We start from the raw sequence: 5071 nt of genomic DNA, 5'->3' as shown, positions 1-5071 counted from the left end.
GCGAAGGGTGACGACACCAGCTCCTGCTGGTTGCGTGTCTCCAGCGCCTGGGCGGGCCAGGGCTACGGCGGGGTGCAAATCCCGCGCGTCGGCGACGAGGTGGTGGTGGACTTTATCAACGGTGACCCGGACCGACCGATTATCACCGGCCGCGTGTATAACGAAGCCAGCATGCCGCCGTGGGCGCTGCCGGCTGCGGCAACGCAGATGGGCTTTATGAGCCGGACAAAAGACGGTTCCGTGGACAACGCCAACGCCCTGCGCTTTGAGGACAAGGCGGGCGCAGAGCAGGTGTGGATCCAGGCTGAGCGCAATCTGGATATTAACGTCAAAAACGACGAGTCTCATTCTACTGAAAAAAATCGTACCCAGTTTGTTGGTGAAGATGAAACGTTACGGGTAGCGAAAAACCAGAAATCAGGGATTAAAGGCGATGTGATATGCCTGACGGGTAAGAGTCGAACCGATAAAGTCGTTAACAACTTTATACTTTCCGCAGGGAATACACTGAGACTGGAATGTGGTGAGAGTGCCCTCGAGCTATCCAAAGACGGTAGCGTTCATATCATTGGTAATAACTTTAACTTTACTGCAAAACAGACTGCACAAATTAATACACTCTCCGGCGAATTACATTTGAATCCTGATGATGGACGAAACGTCATCGATCCGCCTGGTGCATCTCTTCAGGGCGAAATCCAGCAGGAAGTAGATGGTTTTTTTGTAATTAATGCCAATAAGTAAGAGTGATCAGAGTGGCCGAATATATTCTTCAGGAAGCAACTCTCGCCTTACCCGATGTATTTAAAGATAGAACAATGAATTTATTTACCCTGAGTGATAATGGAGCAAGTGAGTTTACTTTTGTTGTTTCTCGTGCGAGTGCTAAACATGAAGATAAAGTTCATGATGCGGCAGCTCGCCTGGTACGAGAGCTGGAAATCACGGTGCCCGATTTTCGTCTTGAATCCTCTCAGATGACTTCTGTTGATGGTCACCCGGCGGTAGAGCTTTTTTATCAATTTAAAAATGATAACTCAGCCATCTTTCAGAAGCAGACGGTGATTTTGCTCGGTGACCATCCTGGCGGACAAAAGCTGGTGTGTTATATTGGCACATGTCCTGGCGAATTCAGCGATTATTATCATAATCAATACTGGGAAATTATTCGCAGTATTAAATTCCACAAACCAGCTCTGACCGAAACTAAAGAAATGCTCGCTGCCGACAGCCTGGGGCCATTTTTTGCGCTTGATGTTGAGAGTAAGGTACTTAGTGTTTTTGAAAAAATTCAGGAACTTTATGGACATCTTTCACTTCAGCGGGCGAAAGAGGGGCAATATCTGCTTTTTGATAAACAGGGTAAACCGCTCAGTATTGCCCCCGTTCCGGGCAGCCAACCCCTTCGTTACGCGCTGTGGACGACTTTCGCAGACGAGTCACATCACTTGCTTTCACAGCTTTCCGTTTGCCGTCAGGTCGCTGGCTCTGACCAACTTAGTACACCCGATCGGATACGTGGATATCTGATGGCACAGCGTGCCGAATAATTATGTCCGAATGTCTGGCCGCTCGCGAAGATGATGAGATTGCTCATACAGCCTCAAAAGGCTGGATGATTGCAGGATTGGTTGGTGGGGCCATTCTGGGCGCTGCTGCCGTTGTCGTCACTGGAGGGACCGCGCTGGTTGCTGTTTCTGCCGTTGCGGCTGGTGCATGTGCTGCGGGTGGGTTAGGAGAACTCCTCGGCAGTATGTCATGGGCTCCACGCCACACGACAGGTACGCTGAAAGAAGGTTCACCCAATGTTTTTATCAACAGCCGAAAGGCTATCCGCGCTCATCTGTCAGCCGGAGAGTGTGACGAGCACAGCGGTAGCTTGCAACGGGTTGCGGAAGGGTCGATAAAGGTTTACATCAACAACTTTCCCGCCTCCCGCATTGGCGATAAATTGACGTGTAGCGCTGAGATTAGTCAGGGATCGCGTAATGTTATTATTGGTGGAAGCAAAGTTCAGACCGATGAAATAAGCCCTGAAATCCCTGAATGGGTAAACTGGACGATGCTCGCCGTTGGTGGCGGAGCGATGGCGGTGCTGGCCAGTCCGGCAATCGCACTTCTGAGTACCCTCGGTGCGATGGGCGGTGGCACTGTTGGTAGCTACGCGGGTGGAATGCTGTTTGGCGAAGGTAGCGACGGGCAGAAATGGGGGATGCTGATCGGCTCTGTTATCGGCGGCGGGGCTGGCATGAAGGGTGGTGCAAGGTTTGATGCGTGGCGGGCTGGTAAATCAATGCCGCGCGTTAGTGCGGAACCCGTTACAGCCCCTGCTTCGCCAAGGATGAGCTTAAGCGAAGCCGTAGGGAAACAACGAGCCGAAAAATGGATCACTCGTGGTAGAGAATTAGCGGAGAATCGTGATCCTGCTTTGTCTGCTTTACTCAGTGATGAGCAAGTAGGCGCATTGTATGGTTATACTACCGATCCTGGCTACAAAATGGTAAACCCAGCATTACGAGGTATGAAACCAATGACTAAAGAAATGGAAGCATTTACTCAACATATAAATGATGGCTTGGACCAGCTTCCTGCTTTTAGTGGAGAGACATACCGCGGGATGAACAGCTTACCTTCACACATATTGGAAGGATATACTCCGGGCAAAACAGTTATCGATCCAGCCTTTGTTAGTACTGATGTTAATCAAGGCTTCAGCGGTCCTATCCAAATGCGTATTGAAGGTTTTTCCGGTCGGAAAATTGACTTCCTTTCAGAATTCAATGCAACAGAGACTGAAGTGCTATTTAAGCCTAATACATCATTTGAGGTTATCAGCAGGTCAGATGAGCTTGGGATAACAAATATAGAATTAAGGGAAATACCATGATCGACCTTCATACTGAAGACTCTGAAATCAATCATTATGCCGATCGCTATCGTACATACATGCCAATTAATGTCCGTAAGGCAATAAAAAACAACGGTATTGATGGTTTAACTTCTTCACAAGCCTGGGATGAAACATTACCTTTAATTACGACTGAAGATATTTCACGTGATAAAGCACTTGGGGCGCTGGTCGGTTTGGCTGTTGGGGACGCAGTCGGCACTACTCTCGAGTTTAAGAAAAGAGACAGTGAACAAGTAGCGGATATGATTGGTGGCGGACCTTTCCAATTAAAACCTGGCGAATGGACAGATGATACGTCCATGGCATTATGTCTGGCGGAAACTTATCTTTCAGAAAACAGAATGCATACCGATGTACTTAGAAAATATCTCGTCAAATGGTATCTTAACGGTGATAATAGCAGTAATGGTCGGTGTTTCGATATTGGCAATACGACGCGATTTGCGCTTGAACAGTATATGCGTATCGGGCCTTCCTGGTATGGTAATACAGAAAAACACACTGCTGGTAATGCTGGGGTTATTCGTCAAGCTCCGGTGTCTATCTTTCGTCGAAAATCGCTGCGTGCGATTTACTTCGAATCCCAGGCTCAGAGTCGCGCAACTCATGGCGCGGTAGAGTCAATTAATGCATGCCAATTTCTCGGATTGGTATTGCACTATTTAATTAACGGTTATCAAAAAGAAGAAGCTTTTTCGCCTCATGTTTTTCCTTTGTGCGCGCGTGTAATGATCATAAATGCGGGTGAATATAAGCAAAAAACTCGCGATCAGATTCGTTCAAGTGGTTATGTTATCGATACGCTTGAGGCCGCGATGTGGTCCGTATGGAATACTGATAACTTCCGGGATGCGATTCTGCTGGCCGCCAATCTTGCCGATGATGCTGACAGCGTTGCGGCGACAGCGGGACAAATCGCTGGAGCATTATATGGTTATTCCGGTATTCCGCAGGAGTGGAAAAGCAAACTCGTACAGCACGAACGTATCGCCAAAATGGCTGGTGAACTGTTCGATAGAGCTCCAGAGGATAATTTTTTATAATTATATTAGTCATCGGGCACGGGTATTGTACCGTGCCTCTTTCTTTGTCTGTACCTAATGTTTTGTTAGCTAAAAACATCCCTGCGTGTCAAACATTTTAAAATACAGATTCTTTCAGAAGAGAATATGTGGTTACCATGGTTTGTGGATAAAAAATTATATTAAGCTGGGTTGAATTAATGGTGTCATTGGTATAATAAATCAACGGTTCGGGCCAAAAATTACGCTTGGTAGCAAAATCTCTCGCTTCGTTAAGCTGTATTTTGATGTTTTATGGTGTTTGGTTTGGAAAAGAAGTGTGATGTGAAGTGAGATGACGACACGACAATGCTTGGAGATACAACATGTATAAATGTGGTATGTTATGATGCATTGGCTTTTCTTTATTCTCTTTATGATTTGGACACAGATGCTTATATGGAATGGAAAAGACTTGTTCAGTAAAAAACAATGGTTCCTGGCCGGGTTAATGTTTGTTCTGGTGCTGGTGGCTACGGTTGTTATTGGTTTTACGTTGAAATGGTTAGCTCTGTCAATGTCATTATTCTCCGTCGCAACGGCGAAACAATATTCAATTATCTTTTCCATGTCTTTACTGTGCGTATGGGGACTAAAAGTTACCGTTGTGCTGCTCTGCACGATCTTTTCCGGAATTATAGGAAGGCACAAAAAATACAATGCGAAAAATTATGAAGCAATATCGTCTATAACACCCGTCGTTGCGCCTGGCTTACTTATCGTTGCAAAATGCCTGGTTTCCCTGGGTAGCGTCCTTATGTTTTCAGGTTTATGGCTTAAATAAGCACGATATTTAATAAAAAATATCTCAATGAACACTGAGATTAGTCCATAGTGGAATAAAGATTATGCTCAACCGAATTACCGTTCAGCTCCCGGTTGAGGGGCTGCTTTTCTGGAAACTCTCCGGCCGCGAGGCGATGTCCGAGTCGTACGCGCTGACGCTGACCCTGCTCGGCACGGACGCGCGCATCGACCGCAGCAGGCTGCTCGGTCAGCCGGTCACGGTGACCATCCCCACGCAGAACCTGCTTACCCCCCGCTATATCAACGGCAAGGTGACGCGCGTGGCGGTGAGCGCCGTGGAGCTGACGGGCAC

The 5071-nt window shown here is 47.2% G+C and carries 6 protein-coding genes; all 6 read left to right on the top strand.

All coding sequences use genetic code 11. The features are described from left to right. Positions 1 to 744 (top strand): type VI secretion system Vgr family protein (locus INF86_RS22180; protein ID WP_193543939.1); only part of this gene is annotated, 744 nt, incomplete at its 5' end. A gap of 11 nt (positions 745 to 755) precedes the next feature. Further along, positions 756 to 1550: a DcrB-related protein gene (locus tag INF86_RS22175; protein WP_063150111.1), complete on the top strand. Its 795-nt coding sequence runs from the start codon at positions 756 to 758 to the stop codon at positions 1548 to 1550. Positions 1551 to 1552: 2 nt separating this feature from the next. Further along, positions 1553 to 2887 carry a PAAR domain-containing protein gene (locus INF86_RS22170; protein WP_193543938.1) on the top strand — a complete coding sequence of 445 codons (1335 nt, stop codon included), beginning with the start codon at positions 1553 to 1555 and terminating at the stop codon, positions 2885 to 2887. Next, the gene (gene tri1 / locus INF86_RS22165; protein ID WP_193543937.1) at positions 2884 to 3954 is read left to right on the top strand and encodes an ADP-ribosylarginine hydrolase Tri1; all 1071 of its coding nucleotides are present in this window, start codon (positions 2884 to 2886) and stop codon (positions 3952 to 3954) included. Before INF86_RS22170 ends, tri1 begins: the two co-directional genes overlap by 4 nt. 364 nt (positions 3955 to 4318) lie before the next feature. Continuing rightward, positions 4319 to 4756, top strand: coding sequence for a hypothetical protein (locus INF86_RS22160; protein WP_227414852.1), 438 nt, complete (start codon positions 4319 to 4321; stop codon positions 4754 to 4756). A 64-nt stretch (positions 4757 to 4820) separates the two neighbouring features. After that, a partial coding sequence (locus INF86_RS22155; protein WP_227414851.1) for a contractile injection system protein, VgrG/Pvc8 family occupies positions 4821 to 5071 on the top strand: 251 nt, incomplete at its 3' end.

The sequence above is a fragment of the Enterobacter cloacae complex sp. I1M genome, assembly GCF_014982425.1.
In the GTDB taxonomy this organism is placed as follows: Bacteria; Pseudomonadota; Gammaproteobacteria; order Enterobacterales; family Enterobacteriaceae; genus Enterobacter; species Enterobacter intestinihominis.
Note: the sequence above shows the minus strand (reverse complement) of the source record. Positions and strands in the feature narration are given on the sequence as shown.

Coding starts and splice junctions, on each gene's coding strand:
- INF86_RS22160 (WP_227414852.1), top strand. CDS start 4,319: ATGATGCATTGGCTTTTCTTTATTCTCTTTATGATTTGGACACAGATG.
- INF86_RS22170 (WP_193543938.1), top strand. CDS start 1,553: ATGTCCGAATGTCTGGCCGCTCGCGAAGATGATGAGATTGCTCATACA.
- tri1 (WP_193543937.1), top strand. CDS start 2,884: ATGATCGACCTTCATACTGAAGACTCTGAAATCAATCATTATGCCGAT.